General features: G+C 63.4%; 17 protein-coding genes. 13 read left to right on the top strand and 4 right to left on the bottom strand.

Annotation, left to right across the window (positions count from 1 at the left end; genetic code table 11):
- Positions 1–19: 19 nt before the first annotated feature.
- Both C7I87_RS18730 and C7I87_RS18725 read left to right on the top strand, forming a co-directional pair.
- Positions 20–1,000, top strand: a complete 981-nt coding sequence (locus tag C7I87_RS18730) for an LLM class flavin-dependent oxidoreductase (RefSeq protein ID WP_149905596.1) — start codon at positions 20–22, stop codon at positions 998–1,000.
- Positions 997–2,244 (top strand): LLM class flavin-dependent oxidoreductase, encoded by a 1,248-nt coding sequence (locus C7I87_RS18725; RefSeq protein WP_149905595.1) that lies wholly within the window; start codon positions 997–999, stop codon positions 2,242–2,244. The genes C7I87_RS18730 and C7I87_RS18725 overlap by 4 nt, the downstream gene beginning before the upstream one ends.
- Here the strand turns inward: C7I87_RS18725 and xdhC are convergent.
- The 4 genes from xdhC to uraH all read right to left on the bottom strand — a co-directional run bounded on the left by xdhC (position 2,241) and on the right by uraH (position 7,552).
- Entirely contained in the window at positions 2,241–3,266 is a 1,026-nt protein-coding gene (xdhC, locus tag C7I87_RS18720; RefSeq protein ID WP_149905594.1) for a xanthine dehydrogenase accessory protein XdhC, read from the bottom strand. The genes C7I87_RS18725 and xdhC overlap by 4 nt on opposite strands.
- A gap of 63 nt (positions 3,267–3,329) precedes the next feature.
- A complete protein-coding gene (xdhB, locus tag C7I87_RS18715) occupies positions 3,330–5,693 on the bottom strand; it encodes a xanthine dehydrogenase molybdopterin binding subunit (protein ID WP_149905593.1) in 2,364 nt (787 codons plus the stop codon).
- A complete protein-coding gene (gene xdhA, locus C7I87_RS18710; protein ID WP_149905592.1) occupies positions 5,693–7,174 on the bottom strand; it encodes a xanthine dehydrogenase small subunit in 1,482 nt (493 codons plus the stop codon). Before xdhA ends, xdhB begins: the two co-directional genes overlap by 1 nt.
- Positions 7,175–7,177: 3 nt before the next feature.
- Positions 7,178–7,552 (bottom strand): hydroxyisourate hydrolase, encoded by a 375-nt coding sequence (uraH, locus tag C7I87_RS18705; RefSeq protein WP_149905591.1) that lies wholly within the window; start codon positions 7,550–7,552, stop codon positions 7,178–7,180.
- A 211-nt stretch (positions 7,553–7,763) separates the two neighbouring features.
- Here uraH and puuE point away from each other — a divergent pair, with 211 nt between their 5' ends.
- From puuE to C7I87_RS18650, 11 genes are all read left to right on the top strand, one after another.
- The gene (puuE, locus tag C7I87_RS18700; RefSeq protein WP_149905590.1) at positions 7,764–9,182 is read left to right on the top strand and encodes an allantoinase PuuE; all 1,419 of its coding nucleotides are present in this window, start codon (positions 7,764–7,766) and stop codon (positions 9,180–9,182) included.
- A 9-nt stretch (positions 9,183–9,191) separates the two neighbouring features.
- Complete coding sequence (locus C7I87_RS18695; protein WP_149905589.1) at positions 9,192–10,055, top strand: bifunctional allantoicase/(S)-ureidoglycine aminohydrolase; 864 nt, start codon at positions 9,192–9,194, stop codon at positions 10,053–10,055.
- Positions 10,052–10,555 carry an ureidoglycolate lyase gene (locus tag C7I87_RS18690; protein WP_149905588.1) on the top strand — a complete coding sequence of 168 codons (504 nt, stop codon included), beginning with the start codon at positions 10,052–10,054 and terminating at the stop codon, positions 10,553–10,555. Before C7I87_RS18695 ends, C7I87_RS18690 begins: the two co-directional genes overlap by 4 nt.
- A complete protein-coding gene (locus C7I87_RS18685) occupies positions 10,555–11,148 on the top strand; it encodes a nucleoside deaminase (RefSeq protein ID WP_149905587.1) in 594 nt (197 codons plus the stop codon). Before C7I87_RS18690 ends, C7I87_RS18685 begins: the two co-directional genes overlap by 1 nt.
- Positions 11,149–11,205: 57 nt before the next feature.
- Positions 11,206–11,511: a type II toxin-antitoxin system MqsR family toxin gene (locus C7I87_RS18680; RefSeq protein ID WP_149905586.1), complete on the top strand. Its 306-nt coding sequence runs from the start codon at positions 11,206–11,208 to the stop codon at positions 11,509–11,511.
- A gap of 26 nt (positions 11,512–11,537) precedes the next feature.
- Positions 11,538–11,924 carry a type II toxin-antitoxin system MqsA family antitoxin gene (locus C7I87_RS18675; RefSeq protein WP_149905769.1) on the top strand — a complete coding sequence of 129 codons (387 nt, stop codon included), beginning with the start codon at positions 11,538–11,540 and terminating at the stop codon, positions 11,922–11,924.
- Positions 11,925–12,003: 79 nt separating this feature from the next.
- Positions 12,004–13,989, top strand: a complete 1,986-nt coding sequence (locus C7I87_RS18670) for a CocE/NonD family hydrolase (RefSeq protein WP_149905585.1) — start codon at positions 12,004–12,006, stop codon at positions 13,987–13,989.
- A gap of 154 nt (positions 13,990–14,143) precedes the next feature.
- Positions 14,144–15,730 carry an ABC transporter substrate-binding protein gene (locus C7I87_RS18665; RefSeq protein ID WP_149905584.1) on the top strand — a complete coding sequence of 529 codons (1,587 nt, stop codon included), beginning with the start codon at positions 14,144–14,146 and terminating at the stop codon, positions 15,728–15,730.
- 16 nt (positions 15,731–15,746) lie between these two features.
- Positions 15,747–16,706, top strand: a complete 960-nt coding sequence (locus C7I87_RS18660) for an ABC transporter permease (protein WP_149905583.1) — start codon at positions 15,747–15,749, stop codon at positions 16,704–16,706.
- A gap of 10 nt (positions 16,707–16,716) precedes the next feature.
- Positions 16,717–17,541, top strand: a complete 825-nt coding sequence (locus C7I87_RS18655; protein ID WP_149905582.1) for an ABC transporter permease — start codon at positions 16,717–16,719, stop codon at positions 17,539–17,541.
- Positions 17,541–19,196 (top strand): ABC transporter ATP-binding protein, encoded by a 1,656-nt coding sequence (locus C7I87_RS18650; protein WP_149905581.1) that lies wholly within the window; start codon positions 17,541–17,543, stop codon positions 19,194–19,196. Before C7I87_RS18655 ends, C7I87_RS18650 begins: the two co-directional genes overlap by 1 nt.
- Positions 19,197–19,231: the final 35 nt, after the last annotated feature.

Here is a 19,231-nt window from a genome sequence, read left to right as displayed (position 1 = left end):
GCAGCCAAATGGGCCGCAAATGCATCTCGCCGTTTCGCTCGACATTGCTTCCACAGGGCAGGCCGGCCTGACATTCGGCGAGATAGCAGCCTTGGTACGGAACGCGGAGACGGCCAGTATCGACATGGTCATCATCTCGGACTCCTTGCCGGGCGACGAGCGGTCGAGCAGTCCGTTCGAAGCGACCACTCTCGTCGCCGCGCTGGCGACCGTGACCGAGAAGATCGGCCTTCTCGCCGCAGCCTCGACTGTTACCCACCAGCCCTACAATCTGGCGCGCCGCTTTGCCTCGCTCGACATCATCAGCCATGGCCGCGCCGGCTGGAATGCGACAATGATGCAAGCGCCACGGGAAGCAGGCAATTTCAGCCGGCCGGAAGGGTTCTCCGACGACGATTTTCGCCGCCGCACCGAGGAATATATCGGCATCGTCCAAGGCCTGTGGGACGGCTGGGATGCGGACGCGCTCTTGTTCGACAAGAGCGGCGGCCGCTTCCATGACCCCGAAAAGATGCACCTGCTCGACCACAAGGGTGCGTTCTTTTCCGTGCGCGGCCCGCTGAACGTCGCGCGCTCGCCGCAGGACATGCCGGTGCTGGCGCTGTCGGGCCTGGCGGCGGCGGACCTGGATATTGCTGCCCGCACGGCCGATGTCATGTTGCTGGAAGACGGACCGGCAGAAGGTGCGAAAGCACGTTATGACGATCTGAAGCGCCGCGTCATGGCCGCCAGGCACGAGCCGGATGCCGTGAAGGTGCTGACGACCATCACGCTAGCCGCCGCTTATAGGCCGGCCGCCGTCGCCGACAGGCTGGAGGAACAATTCCGGGCGAAAACCTGCGACGGGTTCAATATCCTGATACCCGCGCAGCCTTCGGTGCTCGACGATTTCGTCGACCGCGTTTTGCCGGAGCTACGGCGACGCGGCCTGTTTCGGAAGAGCTATCGCGGAACGACGTTGCGCTCGCATCTCGGATTGGTCGGCGGAGGTGATCTATGACCGGGCAGATGAAGCTCGGCGCCTTCCTGTGGGCGACGGGCCATCACATCGCCGCCTGGCGCCACCCCAAGGCGCATGTGACCGCCGGCATCGACATCGATCACTACATCGCGCTGGCGCGCACGGCGGAAGCGGCGAAGTTCGACATGATCTTCTGCGAGGACGCCGCCGGCCTGCGCGAGGCCAATGTCGGCATCGCCAGCCAGACGTCGCGCTCGATCGGCTTCGAACCAATCAGCCTGCTTTCGGCGCTGGCTGTCCAGACCAGCCGTATAGGCCTCGTGTCCACGGCGTCGACCAGCTACAACGAACCTTACGGCCTGGCGCGGACCTTCCTGTCGCTCGACCATCTGAGCGGTGGCCGCGCCGGCTGGAACCTCGTCACATCAGCCAGCCCAATCGAGGCCGCCAATTTCGGCGCGACAGGCCTCAAGCCCCATGCCGACCGCTACGAGCGGGCGCGCGAATTCGCCGTGGTGGTCACCGGACTGTGGCACGGCGGGCCGTCCGGCCATGACGGCCAGAGCTTTTCGGTGCGCGATCCACTCGACCTGCCGCCTTCGCCACAGGGCGCGCCTGTCATGGTGCAGGCCGGCGCCTCGGATGTCGGCCGCGACCTCGCCGCCCGCACCGCCGACGTGGTGTTCACGGCCGCGCAGACTTTCGAGGAAGCGAAGGCCTTTTACGATGACCTCAAAGGGCGCTTGGCGGCCTATGGGCGTGAGCCCGACGACATCAAGATCATGCCCGGCGTCGCGCCCGTGGTGGCGGAAACCGAGGCCGAGGCCCGCGAGAAATTCGAGGAATTGCAGGAATTGATCCCCGACGATGTCGGCGTGGCCCTGCTGTCCAGCTATCTCAGCACCTCCGACCTCTGGCGCCATCCGATCGACGGGCCACTGCCCGAATTGCCCGAGAGCGAGGGCATGAAAAGCCGGCAGGCCCTGGTCATCGAACAATCGCGCCGCGACGGCCTTTCCATTCGCCGGCTTGCGCGACATTTCGCCGGCGCGCGCGGCCATTGGCGCATCGTCGGGACAGCGATCCAGGTCGCGGACGAGTTGCAGGCGCGGTTCGAAGGCGGCGCCGCCGACGGCTTTAACGTCATGCCCGCTTATTTCCCCGGCGAACTCGATGCCTTTGCCACTCTGGTCGTGCCGGAACTGCAACGGCGCGGCCTGTTCCGCAAGGAGTATGAAGGCACCACGCTACGCGCGCACCTCGGCCTCCGGCGACCGAGCTAGCCGGCTGTCACCTTGCCTTGCAGAGCCCGATGACCCGCAGTCGCGTGGCTGACCAGCGCCGTCATGATCTCGGCGGCGGCAAGCGCGGCGATGACAGGCGGGCGCTTGTCCTTGACGGCATCGCCGCCGATCGGCGAGACGAGGCGGGCGAATTCGGCCTCTGCGCCGTCCGCCGACTTCAGGAACCAGGTCCTGAACGTCGCTTTCTTGGTCTTCGAGCCGATCATGCCGACATAGGCCGCGTCACCGCGTTTCAGCGCTTCGGCGACGATCAGGAAATCGAGCGCATGGTCATGAGTGAGGATGGCGAAGGCGGTACCGGCAGGGGCGTTGCGCACCTCGGCCTCGGGTATCGGCGTCAGCCGTGTCTCGACGGTTTCCGGCATGCCTTCTAGCGCCTCGGCGCGTGTTTCGATGACGACGCCGTGGATCGGCAGCAGCGCCAGCGACGCGGCCAACGCCTGGCCGACATGGCCCCCACCGAAGAGATAGACATGCGGCAGATGCGCCTCTTCCGATTCAGCGTTCGCTATCAGCTTTTCCTCGATTGTGCCGTCGACCAAACGGATCAACACCTTGACCCGGCCCCCGCAGCATTGGCCGATTTCCGGCCCGAGCGGAACGTCGAGCGTGACGACAGCTTCGTCAGCGTCGCGCCGCCCCTCACCCTTACCCTCTCCCCGTAAGGACGGGGAGAGGGGGTCGCCGGCGTTACGGCCGCTTCCCTTCTCCCCGTCACTATACGGGGAGAAGGTGCCGGCAGGCGGATGAGGGGCGGCGCCGACGTCGGCATATTCGCTGAAAGGTGCGGAGCGCAAAGAGCCCAGCATCTGCCGCGCCTTGTCGATGGCCATGTATTCGAGCTGACCGCCGCCAATCGTGCCGTGGGCCGCCGTCGGCGAAACAAGCATGAAGGCGCCCTTCTCACGCGGCGTCGAACCCTTTGTCCCGGCCACTTCGACCAAAGCGAGCCGACCGGCGCCGCCGAGAAAGGCTTTCAGGCTTTGCACGTTCGAGTTCATGGTTCACGGTTCCCGACTGGGAAATATAGGCTTTTTCGGCTGAGATTGCACGTTTGCCGGCTCTCAGGCGCCAGCCTTGATCTCTCTCTTCAGCCGCTCGATCGCCATCAGCACGCGTTCGGGTGTCGCCGGCGCGTCGAGACGCGGGCAGATCTTGTGGTCGGCGACGCTTGCCACGGCATCCGACAGGGCGTGCAGCACCGCCATGCCATGCGGCAGCGGCGGCTCGCCGACCGCCTTGGAGCGATGGATGGTCGGCTCATAAGCCTGCGACCAGTCGGTCAGCGCCACGTTGAAAATCTTCGGCCGATCCGACGCCAGCGGAATCTTGTAGGTCGACGGCGCATGCGTGCGCAGCCGGCCCTTATCGTCCCACCACAATTCCTCGGTGGTCAGCCAGCCCATGCCCTGGATGAAGCCGCCCTCGACCTGGCCGAGGTCGATGGCCCGGTTCAGCGAACGGCCGCAATCGTGCAGGATATCGGCGCGCTCGACGACATATTCGCCGGTCAGCGTGTCGATCGACACTTCGGCGCAGGCCGCGCCATAGGCATAATAATAAAAGGCGTGGCCCTGGCCCTTGCTGCGGTCCCAGTGGATTTTCGGCGTCTTGTAGAAGCCGGCAGCGGACAACTGCACGCGCGCAATATAGGCCTGCTTGACCAGATCGTTGAAGCTGACCTCCTGGTTGCCGACGCGCACCCGGTTGGGCAGGAACACCACCTGGTCGACAGGGATCTGGTACCTCTCGGCGGCGAAGTCGGTCAGCCGCTGACGTATCTGGCGCGCGGCGTTCTGCGCCGCCATGCCGTTGAGGTCGGCGCCCGAGGACGCCGCCGTCGGCGCGGTGTTGGGCACCTTGGCGGTGGTGGTGGCTGTGATCTTGACGCGGTCGAGGTCGATCTGGAATTCCTCGGCCACGACCTGCGCTACCTTGAGATGCAGGCCCTGGCCCATCTCGGTGCCGCCATGGTTCATGTGCACGGACCCGTCATTGTAGACATGCACCAGCGCGCCGGCCTGGTTGGACTCGGTCTTGGTGAAGGAGATGCCGAACTTGACCGGCGTCAGCGCCAGACCGCGCTTGACGAAGCGGCTGTTGGCGTTGAACGCGGAAATCTCGCGACGGCGGCGCGCATAGCGGGCGCTCTCTTCCAGTTCCGCCACGATGCGCTGGATGATGCAGTCCTCGACCTTCTGGTGATAGGGCGTGATATTGCGGTGGCTGATCGCTTCCATCGGATCGTAGAAATTCAGCTTGCGGATTTCGAGCGGATCCTTGCCTACCGCGAAGGCGACCTCGTCGATGACCCGTTCGGCGCCGATCATGCCTTGCGGGCCGCCGAAGCCGCGAAAGGCGGTGTTGGAGACGGTGTTGGTGTAGAGCGGCGCCGATTTGGCGTGCACCGCAGGATAGAAATAGGCGTTGTCGCAGTGGAACAGCGCCCGGTCGCCGACCGGCCCGGACAGGTCGGCGGAAAAGCCGCAGCGCAAGGCATAGGTGAAGTCGACGCCGAGGATGTTGCCCTCGTCGTCGAAGCCGACCTCGTAATCGATGGCGAAATCGTGTCGCTTGCCGGTTGCGGTCATGTCCTCGTCGCGGTCGAGCCGGATCTTGACCGCACGCTTCAACTTCTTGGCGGCGATGGCGGCGATCGCGGCGCACTGGTTGGCCTGTGTTTCCTTGCCGCCGAAGCCGCCGCCCATGCGGCGCACTTCCACCGTCACCGCGTTACTCGGCACGCCAAGCGTGTGGGCGACCAAATGCTGCGTCTCGCTCGGGCCCTGGGTCGAACAGTAGACGGTGACCTCGTCGTCTTCGCCGGGGATGGCGAGCGACACTTGGCCTTCCAGGTAGAAATGGTCCTGGCCGCCAAGCCACATACGGTTCTTGGTGCGGCGGGGCGCTGCCTGGATTGCGGCAGCCGCATCGCCGCGCTTCAGGATCAGCGGCGTGGTCACCTGTTTGTCCTTCGACGGATCAAGGTCCCAGATGTCGATCACGGCGGGAAGTTCGTCATACTCGATCCCAGCCAGGCGCGCGGCGCGCCGGGCTGCCTCGCGTGTCTCGGCAATCACCGCGAAGATCGGCTGGCCGAAGAACTGCACCTTGCCTTCCGCTAGCACCGGATCGTCATGCATGTTGCTGGGCGAGACATCGTTCTCACCCGGCACGTCGGCATAGGTCAGCACGTCGACGACGCCAGGGGCCGCGCGCACCGCCGAGAGATCGACGCTTTTCAGGACGCCATGCGCTACCCTAGACAGACCAAGGCCGACATGCAGCGTGCCTGCCGGTTCCGGCATGTCGTCGATATAGACGGCGCCGCCGCTGACATGCTTATGGGCGGAATCGTGCCGCTGCTCGGTAGCGACGCCACCGACGATCTTCTCAGCCTTGAGGTTTGATGGTGCGTGCTCGTTCATCAGGCCGCCTCGCTGCGTGATACTTGGAACGGCGCCTTGGTGCCGGTGGTTTCCACGTAGAACCGCAACAAAAGGTTTTTCGCTGCCAAAGCTCGGTATTCTGCGCTTGCGCGCATGTCGGTCAACGGGGTGAAATCGCTGGCATACCAAGCCATCGCCGCCTCTACCGTCCCTTCGTTCCAGGCCTTGCCGATCAGCGCCTTCTCGACAGCCGACGCCCGCTTCGGCGTTGCCGCCATGCCGCCATAGGCGATGCGGATATCGGCTACCGTGCCGTCCTTGGCCAGAGCCAGACAAAAGGCACCCAGGGTCGCCGTGATGTCCTCGTCACGGCGCTTGGTGACCTTGTAGACGGCGAATTTCACATCCTTTGCCGGCACGGGCACATGCACGGCCTCGACGAACTCGCCTGGCTGGCGGTCCTGCTTGCCATAGGCGATGAAGAAATCCTGCAGCGGGATCGTGCGCCGCTTTTCGCCTTTGCGCAAAGTCAGCCGTGCGCCGAGCGCGATCAACGGTGGCGGCGTGTCGCCGATCGGCGAGCCGTTGGCGACGTTGCCGCCGATCGTGCCCATGTTGCGCACCTGTTCGCCGCCGATGCGGTCGAACAATGGCCCCAATGCCGGGATGCGTTTCGACAGTGTCGAAAAGGCTTCGGTGTAGGTGACGCCGGCGCCAATCGATATGACGCCATTTTCTTCCGTGATTGTGCAAAGCCCCGGCAGATTGCCGATGAAGATCGCCGGCGAGATGTCGCGCATATGCTTGGTCACCCACAGGCCAACGTCGGTCGAACCGGCGACGACGGTAGCGGTGGGTTCCTTCTCCAAGACAGAAGCGAAATCGTCAACGTCGGCCGGAACGACCAGCCGCGTTCTGCCGGAGCCGATCTCAATCCTGGCGTCATCGCGCAATGCCTGCAACCGTGCCGTGATGTCCCGGCGCTCCGCCGACAGCGGATCCTTCGCCGCCTTGCCATAGCTCGAGATGGCGTGCGCGGCGCGCATGATCGCCTCGTAACCGGTGCAACGGCAGAGATTGCCTTGCAAGGCTTTTTCGATGGCCGCGTCCGACGGGTCCGGCGACTTCATCCACAAGCCGTAGAGCGACATGATGAAACCCGGCGTGCAGAATCCGCATTGCGAGCCATGGAAATCGACCATCGCCTGCTGCACAGGATGCAACTGACCAGCTTCGCCGCGCAGATGCTCGACCGTCACGACATGGGTGCCGTCGAGCGAGCCGACGAAGCGGATGCAGGCATTGACGCTTTCATAAACCAGTCCGGTGGCCGACAGCCTGCCGATGAGCACGGTGCAGGCGCCGCAATCGCCTTCGGCGCAGCCTTCCTTGGTGCCGCGCAGCGAACGGTCGAGCCGCAGCCAGTCGAGCAAGGTCGCGTCGGGCGTCACGGACGACAGCGCGACATCCCTGCCATTCAGAATGAAGCGGATTTCGTTGCGGATGTTGACCTTGGCCATGCCTCAGCTCCCCCTGTAGGTGGAATAGCCGTAGGGCGAGATCAGCAATGGTACATGATAGTGCACCGGCTCCGCCATGCCGAAGCGGATCGGCACGCTGTCGAGGAAGGCAGGCGCGGGCAGCTTCGTGCCCTGGCCGCGCAGATAGTCGCCGGCCGCGAACACCAGTTCGTATTCGCCGGTGCGGAAGTCGGCGCCTGCCAGTAGCGGTGCGTCGCAGCGGCCGTCCGCATTGGTGACGACCGTCTTCAGAGGCGTGCGAGCAGCACCGTCGAGACGGTAGAGCGCGATCGACAATCCTGCCGCCGGCCTGCCGGTCGCCGTATCCAGGACATGGGTCGTCAGACGCCCGCCATCGGCTTTCGACGTTTCTGCCATTGGCCGCCTCCCATTTCCAGTTCGGACGAATTGGCCGGTACAGCCAAGCGTTTGAACATTACTGATGAATTGTGCGCCAATTAAAGGCGATGCATAAGTCCCGGTCGAGCGGAGTGCGACAAAAACACTTTCAAAAATTTTGAGGGGAATGCGAGAAGCACCCTTTCGATATCCTGATCATACTTCCGGTGATGCCGGGCGCGGAGGGACGATGCGTTACACCAGGGACATGCGAGGCTACGGGGCCAATCCGCCAGATCCGAAATGGCCTGGCGGCGCGCATGTCGCCGTGCAGTTCGTCGTCAACTACGAAGAGGGTGGCGAGAACTGCGTGCTCCACGGCGACAAGGCTTCGGAAGCCTTCCTGTCTGAAATCGTCGGTGCGGCGCCGTGGGTGGGCCAGCGCCACTGGAACATGGAATCGATCTACGAATACGGGGCGCGGGCCGGCTTCTGGCGGCTGCTGCGCCTGTTCAGCGAAGAGCAAGTGCCCGTGACCTGCTATGGCGTCGCCACAGCGCTCGCGCGCTCACCCGACCAGGTCACGGCCATGCAGGAAGCCGGCTGGGAAATCGCCTCGCACGGGTTGAGATGGATCGACTACCGCGACCACAGCGCCGAGGACGAGCGCGCCGACCTGGAAGCGGCGATCAAGCTGCACTACGAGGTGACCGGCCAGCGCCCGACGGGATGGTATACGGGCCGCACATCGGTCAACACGGTGCGGCTGGTGGCCGAGGAAGGCGGCTTCGACTACGTCTCGGACACCTATGACGACGAACTGCCCTACTGGTTCGAACATGAGGACGGCACGCAGCTCATCATCCCCTACACGCTCGACGCCAACGACATGCGCTTTGCCACACCGCAAGGCTTCAACTCGGGCGATCAGTTCTTCGCCTATCTCAGGGATAGTTTCGACACGCTCTATGCCGAGGGCAAGGCAGGCCGGCCACGCATGATGAACATCGGCCTGCATTGCCGCCTCGTCGGGCGGCCGGGCCGGGTGGCGGCGCTGAAACGCTTCGTCGATTATGTCAAATCGCACGACAAGGTCTGGCTGGCGCGGCGCATCGACATTGCCAGGCACTGGCACGAGAATCATCCTTACAAGCCGGCCGCTCTTCGCCCATCGAAGATGGAATTCGAGACGTTCGTCCACACCTTCGGCGGCGTGTTCGAACATTCGCCCTGGATCGCCGAGCGAGCCTACGAGCTGGAGCTCGGCCCGGCGCACGACACGGCGGGCGGCCTGCACAATGCGCTCTGCCGCATCTTCCGTTCCGCCAGCGAGACCGAGCGGCTCGGCGTGCTCAACGCCCATCCCGACCTTGCCGGCAAACTCGCCAAGGCCAGGCGGCTGACGGCGGAATCGACCAGGGAACAGGCTTCCGCCGGCCTCGACGCGCTGACCGACAAGGAACGCGAACTGTTCTCCAAGCTCAACGCCGCCTACGTCACCACCTTCGGCTTTCCCTTCATCATCGCGGTGAAGGGCAAGACAAAGGAGGAAATCCTCGCCGAATTCGAGGCCCGTATCGGCAACGGCCGCGGCGTCGAATTCGAAACCGCCTGCAAACAGGTCGAGCGCATTGCGCTGCTGCGCCTCAAGGACATGCTTCCACAATAGGTTGACCCCATGGATACGATCAGGATGCCCGAGCGAACCTATTATGCCCCACAGGGCGGCCATTCCGGCCAGAGCGAACTTCTGACCGGCCGCGCCGTCTTCACCGAGGCCTATGCCGTCATTCCCAAGGGTGTGATGCAGGACATCGTCACCAGCGCCTTGCCGTTCTGGGACAAGACCCGTGTCTGGATCCTGTCGCGACCGCTGTCCGGCTTCGCCGAGACGTTTTCGCAATATATCGTCGAGGTCGCGCCCGGCGGCGGCAGCGACCGGCCGGAGCCCGATGCCGGCGCCGAAGGCGCCCTGTTCGTGGTCGAGGGCGAACTGACGGTTCTGCTCGACGGCAAGAAGCATAGCTTGAGCCCCGGCGGCTTCGCTTTCCTGCCGCCGGCCAGCGGCTGGACAGTCCGCAACGAAAGCAAGGCGGCGGTCCGCTTCCACTGGATACGCAAGGCTTATGAGGCGGTCGATGGCCTCGAGATTCCCGAGGCCTTCTTCACCAACGAACAGGAGATCGCGCCGACGCCGATGCCGGGCACGGAGGGCCGATGGGCAACGACGCGGTTCGTCGACCCCGCCGATCTGCGCCACGACATGCATATGACCATCGTCACGCTGGAGCCCGGCGCGGTCATTCCTTTCGCCGAGACACATGTCATGGAACACGGGCTTTATGTGCTCGAAGGCAAGGCTGTCTATCGGCTCAACCAGGACTGGGTCGAAGTCGAGGCCGGCGATTATATGTGGCTGCGCGCCTTCTGCCCGCAGGCCTGCTATGCCGGCGGCCCCGGCAAATTCCGTTATCTGCTTTACAAGGACGTCAACCGGCACGCCAAGCTCGGCGGGGCTGATATCGGCGGTCGCGCGCGGTGACCCGCGTCGTCGCGCGGCCGCTGACCCGCGAGGACTTTGCCGAGTTCGGCGACGTCATCGACATGGGCGGCGACAACCACTACCCGATCAATGGCGGCAGGGCCGAGCGCTATCACGATCTGGCAACCGCCGAGGCCGCCGGGCCGAATGCCCGCGTGTTGATCTCGATGGTGCGCGGCACCCCTTACGAACTGCCGCTTAAGCTGACCATGGTCGAGCGCCACCCCTTGGGCAGCCAGGCCTTCATCCCGCTGTCGCCGCGTCCGTTCCTGGTCGTCGTCTGCCATGACGGCAAGGAGGGCCCGGGCGAGCCGCATGCCTTCATCACCGCGCCGGGACAAGGCATCAACTATTCCCGCAATCTCTGGCATGGCGTGCTCACGCCGCTCGGCGAGGCGCAGGACTTTTTGATCGTCGACCGCGGCGGCGACGGCTCCAATCTCGAGGAATTTCATTTCTCGCACCCCTACGAAATCCACCTCCCCGACGAGAGCTTGTGATGACCGACATTTCGCTGATCGACCGCCTGCTCGACGTCATCGAGCACGACATCGTGCCGAAGACGGCAGAAGGCGTAGCCCACGGCAACAAGCTGTTCGGCGCGGCGATCCTGCGCAAGGACGACCATTCGCTGGTACTGGCCGAGACCAACAACGAGATGGAAAACCCGCTCTGGCATGGCGAAGTGCATTGCCTGAAGCGTTTTTACGAGATGCCCAAGGCCGAACGTGTCGACACGAAAGACGCGATCTTCATTGCCACGCACGAGCCCTGTTCGCTCTGCCTGTCGGCGATCACCTGGACCGGCTTCGACAATTTTTACTACCTGTTCAGCCACGAGGATTCGCGCGACAGTTTTGCCATCCCGCATGACCTCAAAATCCTGAAGGAGGTCTTCACTCTCGACCCCGGCGGCTACAATGCCGAAAATGCCTATTGGAAAAGTTTTTCGATCCGTCGGCTGGTGCGGGCACTGCCGGAAGCCGAACGTGGCCGGCTGGAAAGGCGCATTGCAGAAATCTCCGCGCGCTACGATGAGTTGTCGGGTGACTACCAGGCGAGCAAGGCTGAGAACGACATTCCGCTTAACTGAGCTTCCGTCTCAATAATCGTCGCTTGAATTACCCCCTTTATGGGGGCATATTGAATTATGGAGAAACGCAGACCCACTTACGATCTTGATGCAATCAAGACGACGTTTGGGTCTGTCGACACGCTGGCGATCACAACGTCTGCACTGCGGGATGCTGTTGGGCTGGGCTTCGATCGCGCCGGCATGATCGAGGTGATCGACAGCATGACGCGGAAAATGTTTGTGAAGTCGATGACGACTTTCGCGGATCATCGACTGTGGCAGGATGTCTATCACGTGCCAGCGCGCAACATGCTTCTCTATGTGAAATTCCAAGCGGATGTCGTGACTGAATTCACGGTCATGGCGTTCAAGGAGAAATGACCGTGGCAAGAGAAAATAGTGAAAAGATGACTTCCCCCGAAACCGGGGAAACGCTGAAGCGCGGGACGCGTCCGTTTGCCGTGACGTACAAGGGCGAAAGCATGGTCGTCGACCTTCCCGGTTATTACCCGGCGTCCGGAGACGAGGGTGTGCATGTCGGCGACGACATGGCCGCTGTCGATGTCGCCTTGCGCGCCCTCAAGGAGAAGATCGACGGCGTGCCAGCCCCATCAACCATCCGCCGCATGCGCACGAAGCTCAAGCTGTCGCAGCGCGAGGCGGGATCCCTGTTCAAGGTCGGAGAGAATGCCTTCGACAAGTACGAAAGGGGCCTGATCGAACCGAGTGGCCCGACCATTCAATTGATGACACTGCTGGAGAAACATCCCGAACTGCTCGACGAATTGCGGTAGCGGCACAGGTCGCATTTTTCGCTGCTCCAGTCGCGAATGGCGATTGAAAGTTCTCGTACCGCGGGGCGTTATGCCTGGCATGAAAACCATCACCGAATTTCCCCGCAAGGTCGTCGAATTTCCCGATATGGGCATCGTGATGCCCGATGGCTGCCGCCTGTCGGCGCGGGTGTGGATGCCGGACGATGCGGGCGACGATCCGGTGCCTGCCATCCTCGAGCACCTGCCCTACCGCAAGCGCGACGGCACCATTTTTCGCGATCAGCTGACGCATCCCTATTTCGCCGGCCACGGCTACGCCTCGATCCGCGTCGACATGCGCGGCAATGGCGATTCCGAAGGGCTGATGGACGACGAATATTCCGAGCAGGAACTGCAGGACGCCTGCGATGTCATCGCCTGGGCGGCGGCGCAGCCCTGGTGCAACGGCAATGTCGGCATGATGGGTATTTCCTGGGGCGGCTTCAATTGCCTGCAGGTGGCGGCCAAGCAGCAGCCGGCTCTCAAGGCGGTGATCAGCCTGTGCTCGACCGTCGACCGCTATGCCGACGACATCCACTACAAGGGCGGCTGCCTTTTGAACGAGAATTTCGGCTGGGCCTCGACCATGCTGTCCTATTCGTCGCGGCCGCCGGATCCGCTGATTGCCGGCGACAACAGGTGGCGCGACCTCTGGATGACCCGGCTGGAGAACCTGGCCTTCATGGCGCCGCTGTGGCTCGGCCACCAGCATCGCGACGCCTATTGGAAGCGCGGTTCGATCTGCGAGGATTTCTCCGCCATCAAAGCCGCGGTGTTGTCGATCGGCGGCTGGCACGACGGCTACCGCAACACGATCTCGCACCTCGTCACCAACATCGAGGCACCCGTCAAGGGCATCGTCGGACCGTGGATCCACAAATACCCGCACTATGCCGGCCCCAAGCCCGCCATCGGCTTCCTGCAGGAAGCGCTGCGCTGGTGGGACCACTGGCTGAAGGGCGCCGAGACCGGGGTCGAGGCCGATCCCGCCTACCGCGCCTATGTGATGGACAGCGTGCGCCCCGCCCGCTGGCACCCGGAGCGGCCTGGCCGCTGGATAGCCGAGCAGGAGTGGCCGTCGTCCAACATAGCGATTGAAGCGATCGAACTCATTTCCGCTGATGCGGGGCCTTCAACCGTCGCTTCGCCGCAGACCTGCGGGCTTGCCGGCGGCGAATACTTTCCGTTCACTTTCGGGCCGGAATTGCCGGGCGACCAGCGCCTTGATGATGTGCTGTCGGCGTGTTTCGACCAACCTGTGCTCACCAAGCCGATCGAGATCGTCGGTGCACCGGAGCTTGAGATCCAGCTTGCCTCCGACCGGCCCCAGGCCAACATCGCGGTCCGGCTTTGCGACGTGCATCCCGACGGCGCCTCGGAACTGATCTCCTATGGCGTGCTCAATCTGACGCACCGCAACTCGCATGAATTCCCCGAGGCGCTGGTCCCCGGGGAGACAGTTTCGGCGCGTGTCGTGCTCGATCAATGCGCCTACCGCGTGCCGGCCGGCCACCGTCTGCGCGTCGCTGTTTCGACCACCTACTGGCCTGCCATCTGGCCCTCGCCGGAGCCGGTACGACTGACCTTGTCGGCGGCCACGCTATCGGTGCCGCTGCGCCCGCTGGCAACAGGCGACGAAGCCGTTTTCGGCGAACCGGAAGGCGCTATGCCCTGGGCGACCGAGACGGTTCGGCCCGCCAATTCCGAACGCCATGTCGACCGCGACGAAAAGACCGGGATTGTCACGCTGTCGATAACGGACGACTTCGGCGAAGTGCGCGATCTCGACCACGGTCTGGTCAACGGCAGCATCGCCCGCGAAACCTGGACCATCCATCCTGACGATCCTTTGTCAGCCTCGGGGAAAACCCACTGGACGCAGACCCTGTCGCGAAATGGATGGTCGGTCCGTACCGAAACATGGGCGCAGATGCGATCGGACGCGCAAAACTTCATCGTCAGCGCCAGAATCGAGGCCTACGAAGGCGAAAACCTCGTCTTCGAGCGCGATTTCGACGAAAAGGTCCCGCGCGCGCTGGTTTGAGCGCTGAAATCGTTGGTCCAATTGCGACGTGCGATTTACGCCACGGCATGTCGCATTCGGTCTTGCTTACCGCTTTCCCTTGCGGTCATTATTCCCCTTAACAAGAAGCAAGAAAATCGACCGCAGAGTCGAACCAACAGAGTGAGGAACTCAAATGTCAAACGAACTGGAATTCCTTAGCCGACGCGTTGCGTCGGGCAAACTGAGCCGTCGTGATTTTCTCGGCCGGGCGGCAGCGCTCGGCATCGCCGCCCCATTCGCCAACGCATTGCTTTCGAGCGCGGCGCGGGCGGCGGGGCCGGTCAAGGGCGGCACGCTGAAGGCCGGCCTGGTCGGCGGTGAATCCACCAACAGCCTCGATCCGGCGCTGATGATGACGCAGGTGCCGTTCGCCTTAGGCAAGTGCTGGGGCGAAATGATCGTCGAGCTGTCGCCGGAAGGCAAGCTCGAGAACCGCATCGCCGAAGATATCGGCTCGTCCAAGGACGCCAAGACCTGGACGCTGAAGATCCGCGACGGCGTCGAATTCCACAACGGCAAGACCGTGACCGCCGAGGACGTGGCCGCCACGCTCGAACGCCATTCGGACGAGAAGTCGAAATCCGGCGCGCTCGGCTACATGAAGGGCATCGATACGATCAAGGCCAGCGGCAAGGAAGTGGTGCTGACGCTGAAGGAGGCCAATGCCGACCTTCCCTACCTGCTCAGCGACTATCACCTGATCGTCCAGCCCAATGGCGGCAAGGACAAGCCCGATGCCGGCATCTCGGCAGGGCCATATGTGGTCAAGACCAACGAGCCCGGCGTGCGCCATGGTGGCGAGCGCTTCGCCAATTACTGGCAGGGCGACAAGATGGGCCATGCCGACCAGATCGAGGTCATCGTCATCAACGACGCCACGGCGCGCACGGCGGCGCTGCAGGGCGGCCAGGTCAACATGATCAACCGCGTCGAGCCGAAGATCGTCGACCTGATCAAGCGCGTTCCGGGCGTGACCATCCGTAACCATGCCGGCCCCGGCCACTACGTGTTCATCATGCATTGCAACACGGCGCCGTTCGACAACAACGACCTCAGGATGGCGCTGAAGCTGGCGATCGACCGCGAGGAGATGCTGAACAAGGTGCTGCGCGGCTACGGTTCGCTCGGCAACGACTTCCCGATCAATGCGTCCTATCCGCTGTTCACCGAGATCGAGCAGCGCAAGTACGATCCCGACAAGGCCAAATTCCACTACAAGAAATCAGGTCATGACGGCACCGTGCTGCTCAGGACCTCGGATGTCGCCTTCCCGGGCGCTGTCGATGCGTCTCAGCTCTTCCAGCAGAGCGCGGCCAAGGCCGGCATCAAGATCGAGCTCAAGCGCGAGCCTGGCGACGGTTACTGGAACGAGGTCTGGAACAAGCAGCCCTTCTGCGCCTCCTATTGGGGCGGCCGCTCGACGCAGGACCAGATGTACTCGACCGCCTATCTGTCGACCGCCGACTGGAACGACACGCGTTTCAAGCGCCCGGATTTCGACAAGATGGTGCTGGCGGCGCGCGCCGAACTCGACGAGGCCAAGCGCAAGCAGATGTACCACGACATGGCGGTCATGGTGCGCGACGAAGGCGGCCTGATCCTGCCGATGTTCAACCAGTTCATCGACGCGACCGGCGCCAAGGTCGATGGCTGGGTGGACGATCCGCATCAGGAGCTCATGAACGGCTACGCCCTGGCGAAGTGCTGGCTGCAGGCCTGAGTCCGGCATTGCGGAGATGTCTTCACCCATCCTGAAACTAATTGCCCAGCGCATTGCGCTGGGCATCCTCCTTCTGTTGGCCATATCGGTCCTGATCTTCGCCGGCACGCAGATCTTGCCCGGCGACGTCGCGCAAGCCATTCTGGGACAATCGGCGACACCGGAATCGCTGGCCAATCTGCGCGAGCAGCTTGGGCTGAACGACCCGGCCTATATCAGGTATTTCCATTGGCTCGGTGGCGTTCTGACCGGGGACCTCGGCACGGCGATGTCGAGCGGACAGGATATCGCGACCTCGATCAAGTCGCGCTTGTGGAACACACTGTTCCTCGCCTTCTGGGCGGCGATCGTGGCAATTCCGCTGGCGATCACGCTCGGCCTGATCGCCGTGCGCTACCGCAATGGCTGGGTCGACAAGCTGATCTCCGGCCTGGCGCTCGCCTCGACCTCTTTCCCGGAATTCTTCATCGGCTATGTGCTGGTCTATTTCTTCGCCGTGAAATGGCAGATCTTTCCCGGCATCTCGACCGTCTATGAGGGCATGCCGTTCGGCGAGCGGATGCAGGCGATCGCGCTGCCGGCGACGGCGCTGACGCTGGTGGTGTTGGCGCATATGATGCGCATGACCCGCGCGGCGATCCTCAATGTCATGCAGTCGGCTTATGTCGAGACGGCGGAACTGAAAGGCCTGTCAGCGTTCAACGTCATCCGCAAGCACGCCTTCCCCAATGCCATCGCGCCGATAATCAACGTCGTCATGCTCAATCTCGCCTACCTGATCGTCGGCGTCGTCGTGGTCGAGGTGATTTTCGTCTATCCCGGCATGGGACAATATCTCGTCGATCACGTGACCAAGCGTGACGTGCCGGTGGTGCAGGCCGTCGGCCTGATCTTCGCCGCCGTCTACATCAGTCTCAACATCATCGCGGACATAGCGGCGATTGTCGCCAATCCGCGTCTCCGACATCCGAAATAGGGGGACGGGCATGCTCGACATCAAACGCATCCCCATTCCCGCGTTGATCGGCATAGTCCTGACAGCACTGTTCGTGCTGGCGGCGCTCTTCGCGCCCTGGATCTCACCACATGACAACGCCGAGATTGTCGGCGATGTCTGGGAGCCGATCTCGGCGGCGCATTGGCTGGGCACCGACAATCTCGGCCGCGATCTGCTGTCGCGGATGATCTATGGCGCCCGCATCACCTTGTTCATCGCGGTGCTGGCCACCGCCCTGTCGTTCTCGCTCGGTGCCATACTTGGCTTTTCGGCCGCGGTGTTCGGCGGCTGGTTCGACACGATCCTGTCGCGCCTCGTCGACCTCCTGATGTCGATCCCGACCCTGATCATGGGCCTGGTGGTGCTCTCGGTGCTGCCAACCAACCTGGTGACGCTGATCCTGGTGATGGGCATTCTCGATTCGACGCGCGTCTACCGTTTGTCGCGCGCGGTCGCCGTCGACATCAACGTCATGGACTATGTCGAAGCCGCCAAGCTGCGCGGCGAGGGCAGCGCCTGGATCATCTTCCGTGAAATCCTGCCCAACGCGCTGTCGCCACTGATCTCCGAACTCGGCCTGCGCTTCATTTATGCGGTGCTGTTCCTGTCGACGCTGTCCTTTCTTGGCCTTGGCGTGCAGCCGCCGGACGCCGACTGGGGCGGCATGGTCAAGGAGAACAAGGACGGTATCGTGTTCGGCATAGGCGCCGCGCTCATTCCCGCGGCCGCGATCGCGGCCCTGGCGATCTCGGTCAATCTTGTTGCCGACTGGGTGCTGAACCGCACGACAAGCTTGAAGGGAGGACGCGGCTGATGACTGACGGCAAGGCAAAGTCCACCCCTCTGCTCGACATCCGCAATTTGCGCATCGAGGCGACAGTCTATCCCCCTGGAGAGGCGCCGAAGACCATCACACTGGTCCACGACGTGTCGCTGACACTGGAGAAGGGCAAGGTGCTCGGCCTGATCGGCGAATCCGGCGCCGGCAAGTCGACCATCGGCCTGTCGTCCATGGGCTATGGCCGTGGCGGCGTGCGCATCACCGGTGGCGAAGTCATCCTCAACGGCCGCGATATCTTGAAGGGCGGCAAGGAAGGGTTCCGCAAGCTGCGCGGCCGCGAGGTCTGCTATGTCGCGCAATCGGCGGCAGCTGCCTTCAATCCGGCGCACCGGCTGATGGACCAGGTGGTGGAAGCCACGCTGCTGCATGGCACCGCGACACGGGCGGAGGCCGAGAAGCGGGCTGTCGCGCTGTTCAAGAAGCTGAGCCTACCCAATCCGGAAACCATCGGCGAACGCTTTCCGCACCAGGTGTCGGGCGGCCAGCTGCAGCGTGTGATGACGGCGATGGCGCTGTGCTCGGAGCCCGACCTGATCGTCTTCGACGAACCGACCACCGCGCTCGACGTGACCACGCAGATCGACGTGCTGTCGGCGATCAAGGACGCCATCCGCGACACCCATGTGGCGGCGCTCTACATCACCCACGACCTTGCCGTCGTTGCCCAGGTCTCGGACGAGATCATGGTGCTGCGCCACGGCCGCCTGGTCGAATGGGGAGGCACCCGCCAGATCATCAAGGAGCCGCGCCAGGAATACACCAACGCGCTGGTCTCGGTGCACGAAATCGAGCATGCCGAACAGAACCCGGGCGCGACGCCGTTCCTGTCGGTCAAGAACGTCACCGCGGCCTATGGCGGCGGCCATGTCAAAGTGCTCAAGAATGTCTCCGTCGACATCTATCCCGGCCAGACACTGGCTGTGGTTGGCGAGTCCGGTTCCGGCAAATCGACGCTGGCGCGCGCCATCACCGGCCTGTTGCCGCCCGAACAGGGCACGGTGACCTTCGATGGGCGCCCGCTGGCCAACCGGCTTGCCGACCGGCCGAAGGAGGATTTGCGCCAGTTGCAGATGATCTACCAGATGGCCGACGTGGCGATGAACCCGCGCCAGACCGTCGGCACCATCATCGGCCGGCCGCTCGAATTCTATTTCGGCATCCGCGGCAGGGAACGCGACCGGCGTGTGGCCGAGCTGCTCGACGAGATCGAGATGGGCAAGGGCTTCGTCGACCGCTATCCGGCCGAGCTTTCGGGCGGCCAGAAGCAGCGCGTCTGCATCGCCCGCTCGCTCGCGGCCAAGCCGAAGCTGATCATCTGCGACGAGGTGACATCGGCTCTCGACCCGTTGGTGGCCAACGGCATCCTCAAGCTGCTGCTCAACCTGCAGCAGCATGAAAAGGTCGCCTACCTCTTCATCACCCACGATCTGGCCACGGTGAAGTCGATCGCCGATTCGATCGCGGTGATGTATCGCGGCGAGGTGGTGCGCTACGGCTCCAAGAGCAAGGTGCTCACACCGCCCTTCGACGCCTATACCGACCTGTTGCTGTCGTCCGTTCCGGAAATGGAGATCGGCTGGCTGGAAAAGGCGATCAAGGGGCGGCGCATGGCCAGCGCGGGGAACTAGCCAGCCAGCAGCCGCCAACCAGGGGAGATGGCGGC

The sequence above is a fragment of the Mesorhizobium sp. SARCC-RB16n genome (assembly GCF_008520305.1).
Classification (GTDB): Bacteria; Pseudomonadota; Alphaproteobacteria; order Rhizobiales; family Rhizobiaceae; genus Mesorhizobium.
The sequence above is the reverse complement of the archived record's forward strand: the minus strand, read 5'-3'. Positions and strand labels throughout refer to the sequence as shown.

Bases quoted from the DNA above. Each gene is read 5' to 3' on its own strand.
- C7I87_RS18680 (WP_149905586.1), top strand. From the start codon at position 11,206: ATGGAGAAACGCAGACCCACTTACGATCTTGATGCAATCAAGACGACG.
- xdhB (WP_149905593.1), bottom strand. From the start codon at position 5,693: ATGAACGAGCACGCACCATCAAACCTCAAGGCTGAGAAGATCGTCGGT.
- C7I87_RS18670 (WP_149905585.1), top strand. From the start codon at position 12,004: ATGAAAACCATCACCGAATTTCCCCGCAAGGTCGTCGAATTTCCCGAT.
- xdhA (WP_149905592.1), bottom strand. From the start codon at position 7,174: ATGGCCAAGGTCAACATCCGCAACGAAATCCGCTTCATTCTGAATGGC.
- C7I87_RS18655 (WP_149905582.1), top strand. From the start codon at position 16,717: ATGCTCGACATCAAACGCATCCCCATTCCCGCGTTGATCGGCATAGTC.
- C7I87_RS18660 (WP_149905583.1), top strand. From the start codon at position 15,747: ATGTCTTCACCCATCCTGAAACTAATTGCCCAGCGCATTGCGCTGGGC.
- C7I87_RS18650 (WP_149905581.1), top strand. From the start codon at position 17,541: ATGACTGACGGCAAGGCAAAGTCCACCCCTCTGCTCGACATCCGCAAT.
- C7I87_RS18685 (WP_149905587.1), top strand. From the start codon at position 10,555: ATGACCGACATTTCGCTGATCGACCGCCTGCTCGACGTCATCGAGCAC.
- uraH (WP_149905591.1), bottom strand. From the start codon at position 7,552: ATGGCAGAAACGTCGAAAGCCGATGGCGGGCGTCTGACGACCCATGTC.
- C7I87_RS18695 (WP_149905589.1), top strand. From the start codon at position 9,192: ATGGATACGATCAGGATGCCCGAGCGAACCTATTATGCCCCACAGGGC.
- puuE (WP_149905590.1), top strand. From the start codon at position 7,764: ATGCGTTACACCAGGGACATGCGAGGCTACGGGGCCAATCCGCCAGAT.
- C7I87_RS18725 (WP_149905595.1), top strand. From the start codon at position 997: ATGACCGGGCAGATGAAGCTCGGCGCCTTCCTGTGGGCGACGGGCCAT.
- C7I87_RS18730 (WP_149905596.1), top strand. From the start codon at position 20: ATGCATCTCGCCGTTTCGCTCGACATTGCTTCCACAGGGCAGGCCGGC.
- xdhC (WP_149905594.1), bottom strand. From the start codon at position 3,266: ATGAACTCGAACGTGCAAAGCCTGAAAGCCTTTCTCGGCGGCGCCGGT.
- C7I87_RS18665 (WP_149905584.1), top strand. From the start codon at position 14,144: ATGTCAAACGAACTGGAATTCCTTAGCCGACGCGTTGCGTCGGGCAAA.
- C7I87_RS18675 (WP_149905769.1), top strand. From the start codon at position 11,538: ATGACTTCCCCCGAAACCGGGGAAACGCTGAAGCGCGGGACGCGTCCG.